The 16,882-nt window shown below is 63.3% G+C and carries 22 protein-coding genes; 10 read left to right on the plus strand and 12 right to left on the minus strand.

The genetic code is table 11. The features are described 5' to 3' along the window. Nucleotides 1–62: 62 nt before the first annotated feature. From KDC96_RS12905 to xth, 3 genes are read left to right on the plus strand one after another with little or no spacing between them, the layout of a single operon-like run. The gene (locus KDC96_RS12905) at nucleotides 63–494 is read left to right on the plus strand and encodes a CBS domain-containing protein (RefSeq protein ID WP_212448811.1); all 432 of its coding nucleotides are present in this window, start codon (nucleotides 63–65) and stop codon (nucleotides 492–494) included. Nucleotides 495–525: 31 nt separating this feature from the next. Continuing rightward, entirely contained in the window at nucleotides 526–855 is a 330-nt protein-coding gene (locus KDC96_RS12910; protein ID WP_212448812.1) for an iron-sulfur cluster assembly accessory protein, read from the plus strand. Between the two features lie 38 nt (nucleotides 856–893). After that, the gene (gene xth / locus KDC96_RS12915) at nucleotides 894–1,706 is read left to right on the plus strand and encodes an exodeoxyribonuclease III (RefSeq protein ID WP_212448813.1); all 813 of its coding nucleotides are present in this window, start codon (nucleotides 894–896) and stop codon (nucleotides 1,704–1,706) included. Between the two features lie 43 nt (nucleotides 1,707–1,749). On the opposite strand, the gene KDC96_RS12920 is transcribed toward xth, so the two are convergent. From KDC96_RS12920 to KDC96_RS12965, 10 genes are all read right to left on the minus strand, one after another. Then, a complete protein-coding gene (locus KDC96_RS12920; RefSeq protein ID WP_371815488.1) occupies nucleotides 1,750–2,391 on the minus strand; it encodes a cell wall hydrolase in 642 nt (213 codons plus the stop codon). Between the two features lie 237 nt (nucleotides 2,392–2,628). Further along, nucleotides 2,629–3,072, minus strand: coding sequence for a DUF1491 family protein (locus tag KDC96_RS12925; protein WP_371815489.1), 444 nt, complete (start codon nucleotides 3,070–3,072; stop codon nucleotides 2,629–2,631). Then, nucleotides 2,963–3,469 (minus strand): PaaI family thioesterase, encoded by a 507-nt coding sequence (locus tag KDC96_RS12930; RefSeq protein WP_212448816.1) that lies wholly within the window; start codon nucleotides 3,467–3,469, stop codon nucleotides 2,963–2,965. Before KDC96_RS12930 ends, KDC96_RS12925 begins: the two co-directional genes overlap by 110 nt. After that, nucleotides 3,459–3,920: a PTS sugar transporter subunit IIA gene (locus tag KDC96_RS12935; protein WP_212448817.1), complete on the minus strand. Its 462-nt coding sequence runs from the start codon at nucleotides 3,918–3,920 to the stop codon at nucleotides 3,459–3,461. The genes KDC96_RS12930 and KDC96_RS12935 overlap by 11 nt, the downstream gene beginning before the upstream one ends. A 150-nt stretch (nucleotides 3,921–4,070) precedes the next feature. Continuing rightward, the gene (gene hpf / locus KDC96_RS12940) at nucleotides 4,071–4,634 is read right to left on the minus strand and encodes a ribosome hibernation-promoting factor, HPF/YfiA family (protein WP_212448818.1); all 564 of its coding nucleotides are present in this window, start codon (nucleotides 4,632–4,634) and stop codon (nucleotides 4,071–4,073) included. 45 nt (nucleotides 4,635–4,679) lie between these two features. Continuing rightward, nucleotides 4,680–5,384, minus strand: coding sequence for a DNA polymerase III subunit epsilon (gene dnaQ / locus KDC96_RS12945; RefSeq protein ID WP_212448819.1), 705 nt, complete (start codon nucleotides 5,382–5,384; stop codon nucleotides 4,680–4,682). 59 nt (nucleotides 5,385–5,443) lie between these two features. Next, nucleotides 5,444–6,067, minus strand: a complete 624-nt coding sequence (coaE, locus tag KDC96_RS12950; RefSeq protein ID WP_212448820.1) for a dephospho-CoA kinase — start codon at nucleotides 6,065–6,067, stop codon at nucleotides 5,444–5,446. Further along, a complete protein-coding gene (gene aroE, locus KDC96_RS12955; protein ID WP_212448821.1) occupies nucleotides 6,064–6,918 on the minus strand; it encodes a shikimate dehydrogenase in 855 nt (284 codons plus the stop codon). Before aroE ends, coaE begins: the two co-directional genes overlap by 4 nt. After that, nucleotides 6,915–7,517, minus strand: coding sequence for a nucleoside triphosphate pyrophosphatase (locus KDC96_RS12960; RefSeq protein WP_212448822.1), 603 nt, complete (start codon nucleotides 7,515–7,517; stop codon nucleotides 6,915–6,917). The genes aroE and KDC96_RS12960 overlap by 4 nt, the downstream gene beginning before the upstream one ends. Further along, complete coding sequence (locus KDC96_RS12965; RefSeq protein ID WP_212448823.1) at nucleotides 7,514–8,359, minus strand: pyruvate, water dikinase regulatory protein; 846 nt, start codon at nucleotides 8,357–8,359, stop codon at nucleotides 7,514–7,516. Before KDC96_RS12965 ends, KDC96_RS12960 begins: the two co-directional genes overlap by 4 nt. A 331-nt stretch (nucleotides 8,360–8,690) precedes the next feature. Here KDC96_RS12965 and hemE point away from each other — a divergent pair, with 331 nt between their 5' ends. The 4 genes from hemE to KDC96_RS12985 all read left to right on the plus strand — a co-directional run bounded on the left by hemE (nucleotide 8,691) and on the right by KDC96_RS12985 (nucleotide 12,125). Further along, nucleotides 8,691–9,710 (plus strand): uroporphyrinogen decarboxylase, encoded by a 1,020-nt coding sequence (gene hemE / locus KDC96_RS12970; RefSeq protein ID WP_212448824.1) that lies wholly within the window; start codon nucleotides 8,691–8,693, stop codon nucleotides 9,708–9,710. 9 nt (nucleotides 9,711–9,719) lie between these two features. Further along, the gene (locus tag KDC96_RS12975) at nucleotides 9,720–10,163 is read left to right on the plus strand and encodes a CopD family protein (protein ID WP_212448825.1); all 444 of its coding nucleotides are present in this window, start codon (nucleotides 9,720–9,722) and stop codon (nucleotides 10,161–10,163) included. A 221-nt stretch (nucleotides 10,164–10,384) separates the two neighbouring features. Continuing rightward, nucleotides 10,385–11,650: a transcription termination factor Rho gene (gene rho, locus KDC96_RS12980; RefSeq protein WP_212448826.1), complete on the plus strand. Its 1,266-nt coding sequence runs from the start codon at nucleotides 10,385–10,387 to the stop codon at nucleotides 11,648–11,650. A gap of 82 nt (nucleotides 11,651–11,732) precedes the next feature. Continuing rightward, the gene (locus KDC96_RS12985) at nucleotides 11,733–12,125 is read left to right on the plus strand and encodes a BLUF domain-containing protein (protein WP_212448827.1); all 393 of its coding nucleotides are present in this window, start codon (nucleotides 11,733–11,735) and stop codon (nucleotides 12,123–12,125) included. A 6-nt stretch (nucleotides 12,126–12,131) separates the two neighbouring features. On the opposite strand, the gene KDC96_RS12990 is transcribed toward KDC96_RS12985, so the two are convergent. Together KDC96_RS12990 and KDC96_RS12995 are read right to left on the minus strand one after the other, a co-directional pair. After that, entirely contained in the window at nucleotides 12,132–12,533 is a 402-nt protein-coding gene (locus KDC96_RS12990) for a nuclear transport factor 2 family protein (RefSeq protein ID WP_212448828.1), read from the minus strand. A 9-nt stretch (nucleotides 12,534–12,542) separates the two neighbouring features. Continuing rightward, nucleotides 12,543–13,241 carry a dienelactone hydrolase family protein gene (locus KDC96_RS12995; RefSeq protein WP_212448829.1) on the minus strand — a complete coding sequence of 233 codons (699 nt, stop codon included), beginning with the start codon at nucleotides 13,239–13,241 and terminating at the stop codon, nucleotides 12,543–12,545. Nucleotides 13,242–13,360: 119 nt separating this feature from the next. Here KDC96_RS12995 and KDC96_RS13000 point away from each other — a divergent pair, with 119 nt between their 5' ends. From KDC96_RS13000 to mnmG, 3 genes are all read left to right on the plus strand, one after another. After that, nucleotides 13,361–13,636: a DUF6489 family protein gene (locus KDC96_RS13000; protein ID WP_212448830.1), complete on the plus strand. Its 276-nt coding sequence runs from the start codon at nucleotides 13,361–13,363 to the stop codon at nucleotides 13,634–13,636. A 21-nt stretch (nucleotides 13,637–13,657) separates the two neighbouring features. Continuing rightward, nucleotides 13,658–14,935, plus strand: a complete 1,278-nt coding sequence (gene mnmE / locus KDC96_RS13005; protein WP_212448831.1) for a tRNA uridine-5-carboxymethylaminomethyl(34) synthesis GTPase MnmE — start codon at nucleotides 13,658–13,660, stop codon at nucleotides 14,933–14,935. 75 nt (nucleotides 14,936–15,010) lie between these two features. Beyond that, on the plus strand, nucleotides 15,011–16,873 hold the full coding sequence (mnmG, locus tag KDC96_RS13010; protein WP_212448832.1) for a tRNA uridine-5-carboxymethylaminomethyl(34) synthesis enzyme MnmG: 1,863 nt from the start codon (nucleotides 15,011–15,013) through the stop codon (nucleotides 16,871–16,873). Nucleotides 16,874–16,882: the final 9 nt, after the last annotated feature.

Here is a 16,882-nt window from a genome sequence, read left to right on the forward strand (position 1 = left end):
TGCGGATTCGCTTTTTCGCGGCGGAAATGGCATTTTCCATGGTGAAGGAGAGAATTGCCGACATGACCATAGCCAACATCATTGCCGGCCGGTCCGCCGATAGCATCATATCGTGCGATGCCGCGACATCGGTCGCCGAGGTGGTCGAGCTGCTCGCGGGCAAGCGCATCGGGGCGCTTCCGGTGCTGCGCGACGGCAAGATCGCCGGAATCGTGTCCGAGCGCGACGTGATCTACAAGCTCGCGGAAATCGGCCGTAGCGCGCTCGACCAGCCCGTCGAGACGATCATGACCTCGCCGCCCGTCACCGTCGAGCCCAGCACCAAGGTCAACGACGCACTCGCGCTGATGACCCGGCGACGGTTCCGGCACTTTCCGGTGGTGGAGAACGGCGAGCTGGTGGCGTTCATTTCGATCGGCGATCTGGTGAAGACCAAGATCGACGAGATCGAACACGAAGCCGAAGCGCTGCGCAGCTATATCCAGACCGCTTGAGGAACGCACCCGCGCTCCCTAGATTGGTACCATGGCCGAAACGCTCACCCTCACGCCCGCCGCCGCCAAGCGTGTGGCGCTGATCGCGCAGAAACAGACGCGGCCCGCAATCCTGCGGCTTTCGGTCGAAGGCGGGGGCTGTTCCGGGTTTCAATACAGGTTCGACCTCGCCGATGCACCGGATGCAGACGATTCGGTCAGCGAAACCGACGGCGTGATACTGGTGGTCGATCCGGTCAGCCTCGACCTGGTCGGCGGAAGCATCGTCGATTTCGTCGAATCGCTCGGTGGCGCCGCATTCCGGGTGGAAAATCCCAACGCCGCGGCCGGCTGCGGTTGCGGGTCGAGCTTCGGGATTTAGGTTAGACCCGGGCGGCGAGTTGGGGCAGTAGTGCCCGCATGAAGATCGCCACATTCAACATCAACGGGATCAAGGCGCGGCTGCCGCGCCTCAAGGAATGGCTTGCGGAAACGCGGCCTGCGGTCGCGTGCCTGCAGGAAATCAAGAGCGTCGACGAGAACTTTCCGGCGAGCGAGCTGGAGGAGCTGGGTTACCACGTGCTCGTTCACGGTCAGAAAGCCTTCAACGGCGTCGCAATCCTGACCGATGGCGAAGCCGGATACGAACCGCCGAAGGAAGTTCAACGTGGGCTGGGGATCGATGGCCCGAAAGATGGCGAGGGCGAACAGGCGAGGTATCTGGAAGTCGATGTTGCGAAGTCCGACGGCGCTGCGACGCGGATCGTGTGCATCTACCTGCCGAACGGCAACCCGCATCCGGGGCCGAAGTTCGACTACAAGCTCGCCTGGATGGACAGACTGCGCGCGCGCATGGGCGCGATCTGGGCGGCCGAAGTGCCTGCGGCGGTGCTGGGCGATTTCAACGTCATTCCCGAGGATGACGACACCTTTTCGGTCAAGGCGATGGTGTCCGACGCGCTGATGCAGCCCGAATCGCGCGCAGCCTATGCCCGGCTCCTGGCGGACGGCTGGACCGATGCATTGCGGACCCTCAATCCGCGCGGGGGGGTGTGGACCTACTGGGATTATCAGGCCGGCGCGTGGCAACGCGACCACGGGTTCCGGATCGACCACGTCCTGCTGTCTCCCGAGCTTGCCGATCGGTTGCTTGCCGTCGGAGTCGATCGCGAACATCGCGGACGCGAAAAGGCCAGCGATCACGCGCCGGTCTGGGCGACGCTCAAGGACTAGATCGAACCGAAGCGGCTCCCGCCTTGGCGGGAGCGCTCTTCGATTACCGGTAGAAGATGTGTGTATCGATCTGAGCGGTGCGCGTCTTGCGGCGGCTCCAGCTCGGACGGACATACTTGGCGTGGAAGTACACCGCGTCGCCGGCTTCCGAATCCCACAGGTCTTCGTGCGCGATTCGGGCGATCGCCTTGGCGCGGTCCCAAGCGGCGGAGCCGGTCCTGATCCGAGGCATCCGTCCGTTCTTCACGAACGAGAACTGCGCCCGCTGATACACGACCCCACAATAACTCGCGGGAAAACGGCGGTCTTCCGAGCGATTGATCACGACATGCGCGACCGCAAGCTGCCCGGCGAGCGGCTCGCCACGCGATTCGAAATAGACCGCCCCCGCAAGGCAACGCATCTGTTCGCTCATCTGCGTGTCCGTATCGACCCGGCGAACCAGGTCGCGAAGCGACGAGGCCTGTTGCTCGATCGGTGCTGCGGTCGTCTCTGGGAGAGGCTGAACGACTTCTGCGGAGACGAAAACTGGCTGTTCGGGAACGATTTCGATCGTTTCTGCAGCGGTCTGGTCGAATTCGGCAGACGCGGAGGGAGCGACGGCCTCGGAATCGATTTCCTGGGCGATCGCCCCGGCACCATCGGCACTGGAGAAACTCAACCCGGCAATGGCTGCGACAGTCACAGCACTCAATGAATAAGTCTTTCGACCCATTGTCTCTTCATTCTGGGCGGTGAGCGAGCGCTGTCGCAGGCGAGAACCTGTGCGATTTTTCGCAGGTCGTTATGGAGGTTCAAAAAAAATGCCTGCCGGCCGCTCCCCGTCTGCGTGCCGGAAGGACGACCGAATTGCCGCACCCGCCAGCCAGCGCACCTGGAAGCTGTGGCGCGACATAGTCTCAAATGAAACCAAGTCAAACGATCAGGGCAGAAGCGCGACGAACCGTGCCGGATCGGAGACGTCCGCCTCAATAATCCAGATATCGCGGTCCTGGTTTCTGCGGCGATCGAGATAATCCGAAAATTCCATCGGATTTTCAACATCTTGAGATTTCGTACGCACGAATACACGCGATCCGTCGAGTTGCGGCATTCTTTCGTAAAGTTCTGCACTTTCGCCGCGACACATGATTACAACCAGTATCGTGCCCGCATCGCGTTCGCCCTTGGCGAGCACCATCGCGTTCCCTCCTTCGGCTTCGGCCAGCCGGATCAACGCGCCCGCTTCGAGATGGGCGGGAAGGCGCGCGGTCATGTCACTTGCTCGCGCTGGCAGGGGGAGGGGCGTAGCCTGGCAGGCTCGAAAGCGCGATGCGTGACCGCATGAATGTTCCGGTGCCGCGCCCGATCTCGTCGCCCTCGGCATCGATCAGCCGCGATTCGGCGACGAACACGCGTCGTTTGCCGCTGACCCAGCGCCCTTCGGCGACGACCTCGCCCAAGCGCACCGGCTTGGTGAAGTGCAGGTTGAAGCTGGTAGTCAACAGGAAGCGATCTGTCGCCAGCGTGTTCGCGGCGTAGAAGGCGGCATCGTCAAGCATTTTGAAATAGATCGTACCGTGCGCCGCGCCTGCGGCGTGATAGACCTCCTCGTCGATTGTGAACGTCAGGCGCGACCGCCCCTGTCCGGTGATTTCCAGCCTCGAGGCGAATTTTCGATTGATGGGCGCGGACGCATAGAGCCGCTCGAGCGCGCGATGGTGCAGATCGGCACCCGCCGAATTGGCAGGTTCGGCCCCGTCCTTCTTGTCGTCAGGCAGCATCACGCAGGAACTGGTTGGTCAACACCGCGTAGAGCGCATCGCGATCGGGGGCGTCGAGCAACAATTGCAACATCGCCTCGTCGCGGGTCGGACGCGAAATGGCCGCCAGCGCATGCAGGTGGGTCGCGCCGGCATCTTCGGGTGAAACCAGCCCGAATACAAGCGAAACAGGCATCGCATCAGCGGCGGCGAAATCAACCGGGTGTTCGAGCTTGAGCAGCGCAACCGTGGGTCGCTGCACAGCGCAGCTGCGGCAATGCGGGATCGCGATCCCGCGTCCAAACCCGGTGCTGCCGAGCGCCTCGCGCTGTTCGAGCCCATCCAACACGGCGGCCTCATCCAGCCCGTACACGTCTGAAAATAGCCGCGAGAGGCGATCAAGCACCTGCCGCTTGGTTGCCATATCGGCGATCGCGACCGCATCGGGCAGCATTCCAAAATTCACGTCCATGGTAAATTCGAGATTCCGTTATTCCAATTGCATGCTTTGCCACGGCAAAGTGGGCACCGCGGGAGGGGCAATGCAGCACCGCTTGTGATTCCCAGAACCGGATCCGCACCACTACCGATCCGCCTTCCGCCATTCGGTCGGGGCCTGATCCTAGCGCGGTTCGACCCAACCGATCGATCCGTCCGCGCGGCGATAGACCATATTATGCCTGCCGGTTCCAGCATTTTTGAAGAACAGGGCCGGCGTGTCGCGCAGATCGAGCATCATCACCGCGTCCGCGACGCTGCTGGTCGGAATGTTGACGCTGGTTTCGGCGATAATCGGCGGCGCTTCGGTGAGGACTTCGTCTTCCGGCTCTTCCGCCGCGAAGATGGTGTAGGCGGCTTCCTCCTCGGCGCGCGCATGATCGGCCTGGGCATGTCGGTCCTTGAGCCGCCGCTTGTAGCGCCGCAGCTGCTTCTCGATCTTGCCTGCCGCTTCGTCGAGCGCGACGTGGGCATCCTGCGCGCTACCCTGCGCCTTGAGGATCAGGCCGTGCATCACGTGGGACACGATGTCGCAGGTGAACGTTCCCGCCGCCCCCTTGCCGAAGGTCACATGGGAGGTGAGCGCGCGGTCGAAATACTTTTCGACTATTCCTTCCAGCCGATCGGCCGCGTGTTCCTGAAGCGCTGCACCGGTTTCAACCTGGTGCCCCGAAACCCGAATATCCATCGTCGTCCGGTCTCCTTCGTTTGTCGTTCCGTTCCCGTCCCGGTTTCAGCGGGCCCAGATCGGGTTCTCGATCCCCGCCATGAATTCGCGGTGACGGGCGAGTTCTTCGGGACTGGCGGCATGGGGGCGCGGTTCGCGGAGGATACGGCTCGATCCTGCCGCCACCGTCATCGCGCCGGACTGGTCTCTCACTTCGATAGCGGCTGCGGTTTCCTCGGCCGCCAGTTCGAGCCCGATCTGTCGTCCGCCGGTCAGTTCGACATACACCTGCGCGAGCAGCTCGGCGTCGAGCAGCGCGCCGTGCTTCACCCGGTGGCTGCGATCGATACCGTAGCGGGTGCACAGGGCATCGAGCGACAGCTTCGCGCCGGGATGCTTCCGGCGCGCGATCGCGACGGTATCGACCATACGATCGAGCGAAACCGGCTCGCGCCCGATCCGTTCCAGCTCGGCGTTGAGAAACCCGAAATCGAAGCCCGCATTGTGCGCGACCAGTGGCGCGTCGCCGAGAAATGCGAGCAATTCGACCGCGGTTTCGGAGAACAGCGGCTTGGCGGCGAGGAACGCCGAGGACAGTCCATGCACCGCTTCGGCGGCGGCGGGCATGTCGCGCTGGGGATTGTAGTAAGCGTGGTAGGTGCTGCCGGTCTCGACCCGGTCGATCATTTCGATGCACCCGATCTCGACCATCCGATCCCCCGTCTTCGGGTCGAGCCCGGTGGTCTCGGTGTCGAAAACAATTTCCCGCATTCTTGGCACTATCGGCGCAACATCGGTGAATCGCAAGAGGGGGAAATGCGGGTGTCCGGTTAGGCTGTTCGCTGTGCCAGCTCATCGACGATCAGGCGCACCTGCGCTTCGGTTTCCGCGAGCGATACGCCGGTGTCGATCACATGCGTTGCGCGCGCGCGCTTTTCGACATCGGGCACCTGCAGTTGCAGGATATGCTCGAACTTTTCCTGGGTCATCCCGGCTCGGGCGAGCACCCGCTCCCGCTGGACCTGCGCCGGCGCGGACACGACCACCACAGCGTCGAATGCCGCTTCCCCGCCGCGTTCGAACAGCAGCGGGATGTCGAACACCAGCATCCTTGCACCGGCGTTGTCGGCCAGAAATTGCGCGCGTTTTTCCGCAACTGCCGGGTGGACGATCGCTTCAAGCCTTTGCAGCGCATCCTTGTCGCCGAACACGAGCTGTCCGAGCCGGTCGCGATCGACGCCGCCGGGTCCGGTCGATCCGGGAAAGGCGGCCTCGATGGCGGGCAGCAATGCGCCGTTCGTGCCTTGCATCGCGCGAACTTCGGCATCGGCGTCGAACACCGGAACTCCGGCCCGCTCGAACATGGCCGCGACGGTCGACTTGCCCATGCCGATCGAGCCGGTGAGGCCGATCATCAGCGGCTTGCGTTGCGGGGACCCCGTCGCGCCGCTCATTCCTGCAGCCTTTCCAGCAGTTCGGCATCGAATTCGCGAGGAGGCGACATCCCGAAGAACCTCTCGAACGCGGTCGCCGCCTGCCCGATCAGCATCGCCAGCCCGCCGATCGTCCGCAAGCCGGAGGCGCGCGCACCGGCCAGAAACGCGGTTTCGACCGGGTCGGTGACGATATCATAGGCGATGCTGCCCGGCGGTGCGTGGGTCCAGTCGAACGCAAGAGACGGCTGCCCGCGCATGCCAAGCGGAGAGGCGTTGATCACCAGGTCGAAACATTGCTCGCGGTCGTCGAATGCGAAATCGGTGGGGCCGGCGAAGTGTTCGATCGGCACGGCGTAGTGCTCGCCATCAGGCGCGAGTTCGTCGAGCAGCGCGCGCGCCTTGTCGGGGTTGCGTGCGGCGACGACGAGGGTGAAGCGATGCTGCGCAAGCGCGGTGATGATCGCGCGGGCAGCTCCGCCGCTGCCGATGATCCGCGCCATGCGGAACAGATGGTCCTGATCCAGAAACGGCTGCAATGGTTCGATAAAACCGTCGGCATCGGTGTTGTATCCGACCAGCTCTCGGCCTTCGCGCACAGCGGTGTTCACCGCGCCGATCCGCGCGGCAATCGGATCGAGCCGGTCGAGCATCGGAATGATCGCCTGCTTGTGCGGCATGGTGACGTTGCAGCCGCGCCAGTCCGCATTCCCGACACGGTCCGCGATATAGGCAGCCAATCCCCCGGAGGTCACATGCACGGCATCGTACGCCGCATCGAGCCCCAGTTTCTCGAGCCAGAAACCGTGGATCAGCGGCGATTTAGACTGCGCGATCGGATCGCCGATCACTTGGGCATACGGCGCGCTCACGAGCGCAGGACCCCATGTTCACGCAGGGCGCCGAGCACCGGGAGGAGCGGCATGCCGAGCACGGTGAACTGGTCGCCTTCGATAGTTTCAAACAATTGCACGCCCATCGCTTCAATCCGGAAGCAACCCACTGTGAAACCCACTTCGGGCCATTCGTGGTCGAGGTAATGCTCGATGAAATCGTCCGACATCTCGCGCACGTGCAGCCGCGCGACATCGGAATGACTCCACTCGCAGGTGTGGTCGCGCACAAGCGCCGCGCCGCTGTGCAGTTCCATCACCTTGCCCGAGAAAAACCGCAGATGCTCGGCGGCGTTGCCGCGCGAGGTCGGCTTGTCGAACCTTTCGTTCTCGACCACGACCAGCGAATCGCTGCCCAGCACGATCGCGTCCGTGTACTCGGACGCCAGCGCAGCCGCCTTGGCAACGCTCAGCGCCTGGGCGATTTGCGCAGGGGAAGCATCGGTCAGCCCCGCTTCGATCCGGCGCTCGTCGATCTCAGCAGGAATCGCTTCGTAGCGAACTCCCGCCGCATCGAGCATCGCCCGGCGCGACGCCGATTTCGACGCGAGGATCAGCCGCGGGCGCTCATTGCTCATATCGGCTTGGATACCCCGTCGACCGGTTTTTCGCGGCGTTTGCGCTCCTGCACCAGGCGGATGATCGCCGCCGCGCTCTCTTCGATCGAACGTCGGGTTACGTCGATCACCGGCCAGCCATTGTCGGCAAACATCCGCCGCGCGAACTGGATTTCGGCCTTCACCCGCTCGTTGTCGACATAGGATGTCTCGGTCGCTTCGTTGAGCGAGAGCAGGCGGTTGCGCCGGATCTGCACCAGCCGCTCGGGCGCGGTGGTAAGGCCGACGACCAGCGGATTGCGCAAGCGGAACAGGCTGTCGGGCGGCGGGCTTTCGACCACCAGCGGGATGTTCGCCGTCTTGTAGCCGCGATTGGCAAGGTAGATGCTGGTCGGCGTCTTCGAGCTGCGCGACACGCCGGCGAGCACGATGTCGGCTTCTTCCCAGTCGTCGTGCCCGATCCCGTCATCGTGCGCGATCGTGTACTGGATCGCATCGACGCGGCGGAAATAGTCGGCATCCATCAGGTGCTGGCGGCCAGGGCGGCCGTGCGCCTCTTGCCCGAGCTGCGCTTCGAGCGCGGCAGTCACTTGATCGAGCACCGGAACCGCAGGCAGACCCAGCGTGCGACAATGATCTTCGAGCCGTGTGCGGGTATCGGGGTTGACCAGGGTGAACAGCACCAGCCCCGGATTGTCGGCGAGATCGGGGACGATCCGGTCGAGGTGCTGGAGCGATCGCACCATCGGCCAGAAATGGCGGCTGACGTCGGGTCCGTCGAATTGCGCCAGCGCTGCCTTGGCGATCATTTCGAGCGTCTCGCCGGTCGAATCCGAGACGAGGTGCAGGTTGAGACGAGGCATAGGGGTGATTCGGCGGCCCGGTTGCGGCTTGTGGATACGCGTGGGCATAAACCACGGGACAGGATCGTCGACAAGCGGGGTATGGATTTTCCTGCGCGCTGCCGGCGATTCCGCGAGCGCGTTTCTCGACACGAAGCAGAAGAATTCGACAGGCTGGGGACAGTGGGGATAGATCGTGCTTGACCGCGCAATCGCTCGGATTCGCATCGGTCGGCTGGGGGTGTTCGGGACGGGAGAAATCGGGCAGGAGCCGGGAATTCCCGCTATCCACAGGGCCAACAGACTCCTTCAACCCATTTATAAATAATTATTAATTGTTTAGAGGAACGCAATGCCCGGTCCGCTGCTCGATACATTGAAGGGTGCGAAGCCCGATATCGCCCCCGTCTGGCTCATGCGCCAAGCGGGGCGATACCTGCCGGAATATCGCGAACTGCGCGCGGAAAAGGGCGGGTTTCTCGAACTGGTCTATGACAGCGAAGCCGCGGCCGAAATCACCGTCCAGCCGATCCGGCGGTTCGGGTTCGATGGCGCGATCCTGTTTTCCGATATCCTGATCGTCCCGCATGCGATGGGGCAAGGGCTTGCGTTTCTCGCCGGAGAGGGGCCGAAGCTGAGCCCGACCCTGCTCGAAGCGGAACTGAACGATTTCACCGCCACCCCCGCGAGGTTCGATCCGATCTACGAGACGGTGCGGCTCACCCGCCGGCAGATCGGCGACGCGGTGACGATGCTCGGCTTTGCAGGATCGCCCTGGACGGTCGCAACCTACATGATCGCGGGCGAAGGTTCGAAGGATCAGGGCCCCGCGCGGCTGCTCGCCTACCGCGATCCGGCCCGCATGCAGGCAATCCTCGATGCGATCATCGAGGTGTCGGTTACCTATCTGCGGGGTCAGATCGATGCGGGTGCCGAGGCGGTGCAATTGTTCGACAGCTGGGCGGGGAGCCTCGCACCCGACGAGTTCGAGCGCTGGGTGATCGCTCCCAATGCCGCGATCGTCGCGCAGATCGGGCAATCGCATTCGGATACGCCGGTGATCGGCTTTCCCAAGGGGGCAGGGGCGAAACTGCCCGCTTATGCCCGCGAGACCGGGGTCGATGCGATCGGGCTCGACGAGACGCTCGATCCGGTCTGGGCGCATGAAGTGCTGCCCGACGGCATGCCGGTTCAGGGCAATCTCGATCCCCTGCTGGTCGAAGCCGGCGGTCCGATGCTGCCGAACCGCGTTCGAGCGATCCTCGACGCGTTCGAGGATCGCCCCCATATCTTCAACCTCGGGCATGGCATCGGCCAATTCACGCCGATCGAGCATGTCGAGCGGTTGCTCGCCGCTGTCAGGGGAGGGTAGGGCACCACCATGCAGACCACGCTTCTTTCGCTCTATCCCTGGTTGAAGATCGGGCACGTCATCTTCATGACCTTCTGGCTTGCCGGATTGTTCATGCTGCCGCGCCAGTGCATCTATATGCTCGACCACGCGCCGGGCAGCGCGGGCGAGGCCAAGTGGGCCGAGCGGATGGGCAAGCTGCGCACCATCATCCTCACGCCCAGCCTGACTGCGGTGTGGGTGCTGGGACTGACGCTGGCGGTGACGATCGGGGCGTTCAGCGAGGGTTGGTTTCATGCCAAGCTGACGCTGGTTGTGCTGCTGTCGGGCTATCACGGCTGGCTGGTTGCACAGACCAGGAAAATGGCGCGGGGCGAGCGACCGCTGAGTGAAAAGCGCCTGCGCATGGTCGGCGAGGTGCCGGGCCTCCTGCTCGTCCTGATCGTCGCGCTCGTCTACCTGAAGCCGTTCTGAGACGATAAGCGGGTCACCGCGCGCTTTCCCGATTGACCTTCGTGCAACCGGGACATATTTTCCCTGACATCACCTCCGGTTTGACGGCGCGGCTTCCGCCCCGTCGGTCTGCTTTCTCCAAGCCCAGCCCTGCCGACCAGTCTGGTCGCGACACCAACAGGGCGCCTCGTTCACAGAGGTACTGACCTGCCGGCCATCCAACTATCTGGAATATTTACACAATGCATCTTAAAGACCTGAAACAGAAAACCCCGGCCGAGCTGGTTGCCATGGCCGAAGAGCTTGGGGTCGAGGGCGCTTCGACCATGCGGCGGCAGGACCTGCTGTTCAGCATTCTGCGCGAACTCGCCGAAGACGATGAATACGACGACAAGATCATGGGAATCGGCACGATCGAGGTGCTGCAGGATGGATTCGGCTTCCTCCGCTCGCCCGAGGCGAATTATCTTGCCGGACCCGATGATATCTACGTGTCGCCCAACCAGATCCGCAAATGGGGCCTGCGCACCGGCGATACGGTCGAAGGCGAAATTCGCGCGCCGCGGGATGGGGAGCGGTATTTTGCCCTGACCAGCCTCAGTTCGGTCAATTTCGAGGATCCCTCGGCGGTGCGGATGCGCACCAATTTCGACAACCTGACCCCGCTCTATCCCGATCAGAAACTCAATCTCGATACCGCCGATCCGACGGTGAAGGACAAGTCGGCGCGGGTGATCGACATCATTTCACCGCAGGGCAAGGGCCAGCGTGCGCTGATCGTCGCGCCGCCGCGAACCGGCAAGACGGTGCTGCTGCAGAACATCGCCAAGGCGATCACCGACAATCATCCCGAAGTGTTCCTGCTGGTGTTGCTGGTCGATGAGCGACCCGAGGAAGTGACCGACATGCAGCGCAGCGTGAAGGGCGAGGTGATCTCCTCGACTTTCGATGAGCCGGCCAATCGCCACGTCCAGGTCGCTGAAATGGTGATCGAAAAGGCCAAGCGGCTGGTCGAACACAAGCACGACGTGGTGATCCTGCTCGATTCGATCACGCGTCTCGGTCGGGCCTACAACACCGTGGTTCCAAGCTCGGGCAAGGTGCTGACCGGCGGTGTCGATGCCAACGCGCTCCAGCGGCCCAAGCGCTTCTTCGGCGCGGCGCGCAATATCGAAGAAGGCGGTTCGCTTTCGATCATCGCAACCGCGCTGATCGATACCGGGAGCCGGATGGACGAAGTGATCTTCGAGGAATTCAAAGGCACCGGTAACTCGGAAATCGTGCTCGACCGCAAGGTTTCGGATAAGCGCATCTTCCCCGCGCTCGATGTCGGCAAATCCGGCACCCGCAAGGAAGAACTGCTGGTCGAGAAGGACAAGCTGTCGAAGATGTGGGTGCTGCGCCGGATCCTGATGCAGATGGGCACGGTCGACGCGATGGAATTCCTGCTCGACAAGATGAAGGACTCGAAAACCAACGAGGATTTCTTCGAGACGATGAACCAGTAAGTGATTGCAATAAGGCGATTTCAACGGACATTGCGGCTGGAATGTTGGCAATTGCGGTGCCCGCGGCTAAGGCTCCGATCGTATGCTGAGTCAGTATCTCTACATTAGCACTGCGCCGAGCCTGTCGCGCGAAGAGGTCGAGAAGATTCTCGAAACGAGTACGCGCAACAATCCGGCACACGGGATCACCGGGCTATTGCTCTATAACGGGCGGAATTTCCTGCAATTGCTCGAGGGTGAGGAAAACGAACTGGTCGGGCTGATGATGCGGATCGGCAGCGACAAGCGGCATACCGGCGTGTCGCTGCTGTCGAGCACGCAAATCGACGCCCGCAGCTGTCCGGATTGGGCGATGAAGCGCATGTTCATCGCGGAATCGGTCCAGAGCCGACGCGATACGCTGGACGACGAGTTGCCCCAGGCGCTCGACCCGGAGATCCGCAAGATGATCGTCAATTTCGCGGTCTTGAACTAGCCGGCGCTACATCTCTCTTGCGCGTTCCAGCTGCGCAGCCATCATTTCCCAGACCTTGTTCACAGCCTTCAGCGGTCGAACCATGACTTTGAAATCGATGATCAGCCCGCTTTCGTCGAAGGTGATCATGTCGACGCCGTTGACGTGGATGCCGTCCATGTCGGTGGTGAACTCGAGTACCGCCGTACCGTTTCCAAGGACTTCGCGTATGTAGCGAAAGCTGTCGTTCCCAAGGGTTTGGCTGGCTGCTGCGAGATAGGCGATGACAATTGGTCTGCCGATCTGCGGGGTGTGGACGACCGGCGAATGGAACACTGCATCCTCGTGCATGATCGCGATCAGATCGTCGGGCCTGCTCCCGTTGTCGACCACTTCATGCCATCGGGCGAGTGCACGTTCTGTATTCATAACAGATACTTAGGAAAGATTCGCAGCAAAGAACGCCGATGTCCGCCGATCGGCCAGCTGCGCGGCCTGTTCATTGCGGCGCTTGCCGACTTCGGTCGCAAAGCCGTGGTCCAGACCTTCGTAGTCGTGCAGCGTCACCTTCGGGTGATCGTCCAGCCCCTCATGCATCGCCGCCTGAGTGTCCTTGTCGACAAAGCCGTCCTCGGTCGGGATGTGGAGCATGAGCGGATGGGCGATCGCATGCTTTTCTCGCAGCAGGCCATCGATCCCGACGCCATAATAGCCGACCGAAGCGTCGATATCGGTGCGCGCCGCGGTCATGTAGGCGAGCCGGCCGCCGAGGCAGTAACCGACGCAGCCGACCTTCGTGATCCCCATGTCGCGGCGAATATGATGGATCGTCGCCTCGATATCGCGGATCCCCTGATCTTGATCGAACTTGCCCATCAGATCGAGTGCGCGCTCGAATTCCTGTTCGACATCGGGATCGAGCTCGACCCCCGGCTCAAGCCGCCAGAACAGGTCCGGCGCGACCGCCAGATACCCTTCGGCAGCGAGTTTGTCGCATTTCTGCCGGATACCCGGATTGACCCCGAAAATCTCCTGAATCACGATTATCGCGGCCTTCGCGCCGCCAGCCGGGCGCGCAACATAGGCGGAGAATTGCGCGTCGCCGGAAAGAGTGGGGATCGAAACGGTCTCGGTCATCGCGGATTTCCTCTTGAATGGGTGGATTGCGACTCCGGTCTATCCATTGCGTTCGGTTCATGCCAATCCCAAATGACAGGCGAGCGAAGGAACATCGCGCCATTGCGGGAGGACGCCCAATGAAGATCAATGTCGAAATCGATTGTACGCCCGAGGAAGCGCGCACCTTCATGGGTTTGCCCGACGTGAGTCAGGCCAACAGCATCTATGTCGACAACATCGCCAAGGCGATGAAGGGCGTCAGCAGTCCGGACCAGCTGCAGGAGTATGCCCAGGCGCTGGCGCCGATGGGGCAGGTGGGTCTCAAACTGTTCCAGAGCTTCGTCGAGGGCGGAATGCGTGCGAGCCAGGGCGGCGCGGGCGGCAAGGGGAGCTCGAAGAAGGACGACGACTGACCTGAGGGGCTGATTCGGCGCATGTCGGACACGATTTTCGCGGTTTCCAGCGGCGCTCCTCCGGCAGCCATCGGGGTAATCCGGGTTTCGGGCCCCGCAGCACGTCATGCGGTGAAGACTCTGGCTGGTCGGGTGCCCGAGCCGCGGCGCGCTTCCCTTGCAGAATTGCGCGATGTTGAAGAGCGACTGCTCGATCAGGCGTTGATCCTGTGGTTTCCCGGTCCCGCCACTGCGACGGGAGAGGATCTCGCCGAATTCCACTGCCACGGGGGCCGGGCGGTGCTGAGGGCGGTCGAGCGCGCTCTGGAGAGCCTTGAAGGGGTGCGAGCGGCGGAACCCGGCGAGTTCACCCGGCGCGCCTTCGCCAACGGTCGGATTGATCTTGCCGAGGCGGAAGGTTTGGCCGATCTGCTGGCGGCGGAGACCGAGCTTCAGCGCGCGTCGGCCATCGCCAATGCCAGCGGAGCCATGTCGGCCAAAGTCGAAAGCTGGCGCGAACAGGTCCTTCACCTGTCGGCTCAGGTTGAGGCTGCTCTCGATTTTTCGGACGAGGACGACGTCGAGCAGCTGCCGGAGGGTTTCACGTGGAACATGGCCCGGCTGGGCAGTGAGATTGCCGAGTGGCTCGGCAGACCCCGCTCCGATCGCCTGGGAGAAGGGTTCCGCGTCGTGCTCGCCGGACCGCCAAACTCGGGTAAGTCCACGCTTTTCAACGCCTTGATCGAAAGCGAAGCGGCCATCACTTCGGCGATCGCGGGGACCACTCGCGATGTGATCGAACGATCCGTGGCGATTGCGGGTGTGCCGTTTACTTTCGTCGACACTGCGGGTTTGCGCGTGAAAGGATCGGACGAGATCGAGGCGATCGGGATCGACCGGGCGCGCGAGCAGCTGCGGCGCGCCGATGTCGTGCTTTGGCTCGGTGATGAGGAAGAAGGGCCGGAAAACGCGTGGGAAATCGCAGCGCGCATGGACGCTCCGGATTTTGCACCCAAATCGCGCGCCATGTCTACGCTTTCCGCCGTATCCGGTGAGGGGGTTGCGGCACTCAAGGCGCTGTTGGTCGATACGGCACGCGAGCGATTGCCCAAGCCGGGCGAGGCCGCGCTCAACGCTCGCCAGCATGATCGGTTGAGCGAGGCAGCGACCGCGCTCAGGGCTGCGCAGGCGCATAGCGATCTGCTGCTCGTGGGCGAAGAGTTGCGCCGCGCGCGGCTCGCATTCGACCGGTTGATCGGCAGGGCAACGACGGAAGACATGCTCGACGCCCTGTTCGGACGATTTTGCATCGGGAAATAGCCGGTCACCCTGTTCGGCCCCGTTTCACGTGGAACAGCTTTGACGCGGCGCGGATCAGACCCTATTTGCCCCGCCATGCATCGTTTCGACGTTCTCGTGATCGGCGGGGGGCACGCCGGCGTCGAGGCTGCCTGTGCGGCGGCCCGGATGGGCGCGCATACCGGATTGGTGAGCTTCGACCTCGAAGCGATCGGAGCGATGAGCTGCAACCCGGCGATCGGCGGGCTGGGCAAGGGGCATCTGGTTCGCGAGGTCGACGCACTCGACGGCGTGATCGGACGCGCGGCCGATGCCGGGGCGATCCACTACCGCATGCTCAACCGCTCGAAGGGCAGCGCCGTCTGGGGTCCGCGCGTGCAGGCCGATCGCAGGTTGTTCAAGGCGTCGGTCCAGGCGCAGGTGAGGGCGCAGGCCAGGCTCGACCTGATCGAGGGCGAAGCCGCCGCCCTGGTGCTCGAGGGCGGCGCGGTCGCCGGGCTGGATCTTGCCGACGGCACAGTCCTTCGCGCGCGCCGCGTCATCCTGTGCACAGGGACTTTTCTCGGGGGCGTGCTGTTCCGCGGCGAAGAGCGGTTTGAGGGGGGGCGCATCGGTGAAAACGCCGCGATCCGGCTCGCCGAGCAATTGCACGGTGCGAATTTGCCGATGGCGCGGCTCAAGACCGGCACCCCGCCACGGCTGGATGGGCGCACGATCGACTGGGCGGCTCTACCCGAGCAGCCTTCCGACGCCGAGCCATGGACGATGTCGCCTCTGACGCCGAACCGCCTGAATCCGCAGGTTTTTTGCGCGATCACACGGACGACGCAGGTGGCCCATGATGCGATTCGCGCCAACCTGCACCGATCGCCGCTGTTTTCCGGCGCCATCGGCGCGGCCGGTCCGCGGTATTGTCCGTCGATCGAGGACAAGATCCACCGGTTCGGCGATCGCGACGGACATCAGGTGTTTCTCGAACCCGAGGGGCTGGCGAGTCATCTCGTCTACCCGAACGGCATCAGCACGTCGCTGCCGGTCGATGTGCAGGAGACTGTGGTGCGCGCCATGCCGGGGCTCGAACGCGTTACCATCGTCGAACCCGGTTACGCGGTGGAATACGATCACATCGATCCGCGCGCGCTGACTCCCGACCTGCAGTTGCGTGCCATTCCCGGCCTGTATTGTGCCGGGCAGATCAACGGGACCACGGGATACGAAGAAGCGGCGGCGCAGGGTCTTGTCGCAGGGCTCGAGGCGGCGGCTGCGGAACTGGGCAGGGACGCGCCGCGGCTCGACCGTGCGAACTCGTATATCGCTGTAATGCTGGATGATTTGACGCTGCAGGGTGTCAGCGAGCCGTACCGGATGTTGACCGCGCGCGCGGAGTATCGCTTGCGCCTCCGGGCAAACAATGCGGCCACCCGCCTGACCGCTATCGGTGTTGCGGCCGGTTGCGTTGGAGAGCAGCGCCGCAGGTGGATGGAGCAGCGCGAAACGGCCCGTGCCGAACTCACTGCCGCGTTTGCCCGGACAGTGCACGCCCGGGAACTGGTGGACGCTGGCCTGTCTGTACGGCGCGACAGCGGCGAGAAACCGGTGGCGGAGTGGCTGCGACACGACGGGATCGATTTCGATGCCGTTCGTCCCTGGATGGGCGCGTTGCCGGAATTCGACCTATCGCTTGCGGAAGAGATGGCCGAGGATGCCGCGTACGCACCCTATCTCGCGCGTCAGGATGCCGAACTGCGCGATTTGCGGGCCAGCGAAGAGCTGCCGCTGCCGGGTGACTTCCCCTATGCGGCGGTGCCCGGCCTGTCGAACGAGATGATCGAGCGGCTGTCTGCCGCGGCACCGACGACGCTCGCGGCGGCGAGCCGTGTTCCGGGCGTCACCCCGGCGGCGCTGTCGGCCTTGCTGGTGCATGCTCGACGCCACCAGTCCAGCCAGCGCGCCGCGTGAGCGCGCCCA

This window comes from Erythrobacter sp. JK5 (assembly GCF_018205975.1).
GTDB lineage: Bacteria > Pseudomonadota > Alphaproteobacteria > Sphingomonadales > Sphingomonadaceae > Erythrobacter.